This is a genomic window from Pseudoalteromonas sp. SWYJZ98 (assembly GCF_015864495.1).
GTDB lineage: Bacteria > Pseudomonadota > Gammaproteobacteria > Enterobacterales > Alteromonadaceae > Pseudoalteromonas > Pseudoalteromonas distincta.
Genome location: NZ_JADYXA010000101.1, coordinates 1 through 799 on the forward strand (window position 1 = coordinate 1; position 799 = coordinate 799).

Annotated in this window: 2 protein-coding genes; both read left to right on the top strand. The window is 63.6% G+C overall.

The window, feature by feature from the left end:
- The coding region (locus I6F10_RS19995) for a DUF2800 domain-containing protein (protein ID WP_197099315.1) at window positions 1-524 on the top strand (524 nt) is incomplete at its 5' end.
- Between the two features lie 25 nt (window positions 525-549).
- The coding region (locus tag I6F10_RS20000) for an ssDNA-binding protein (protein WP_197099316.1) at window positions 550-799 on the top strand (250 nt) is incomplete at its 3' end.

The following is a 799-nucleotide window of genomic DNA, read 5'->3' on the forward strand; positions in this document are numbered from 1 at the left end:
TCGCGCTCGAAGGCTTCGACACCGACGAGCCCAAGGTGCGCACCCCCGCCGAGATCGAGCTGGGCGAAGCCTACCGCCTCGTGCCGCTGGTCTCCACCTGGCTGAAGGCGGTGGGCGAGCGCGTGTACGAGGCGCTGCAGGCAGGCAAGCGCGTGGCTCGCGCCGACGGCGTGGCCTACAAGCTGGTCGAAGGCAAGAAGGGTGCACGCACCTGGACTGACGAGACCGAGGCCGAGGCCGCGCTGAAGAAGATGCGCCTGAAGACCGACCAGATGTATACCCAGTCGCTCATCTCGCCCACCACCGCCGAGAAGTTGGTGAAGGCGCCCAAGGCCAAGAAAGGTGAACCCACACTACCGCCTGTGCTCGGCCCCACTCAGTGGAACCGACTGCAGGCGCTCATCACACAGGACATTGGCAAGCCCAGCATCGTCCTAGAAACTGACCCGAGACCGACCATCGCCACCGCGCTGGACGGGTTCGGAGACGTACCGCCCGCTGACAACAGCGATCTTTTTTCCTGAAAACTGAAACTCTGAAAGCGCAGACATGAGCAATTTCGCATCTTCCCAACCCGTCATCCTCAAGGGCCTGCGGGCGGCATGGCTCGACATCTTCAAGCCCGGCGAGGGCATGAACGGCGGCGCGCCGAAGTTCAAGTTCACCGGCCTGATGGAACCCGAAAGCGAAGCGCTGAAGATCGGCAAGGCAGCAATGCTGGAAGCCGCCACCAAGCTCTGGGGTCCCGCGAACGCCGCCAACATGATCCGCTCCATGGCTGCCAACAGCCGTGCGATCC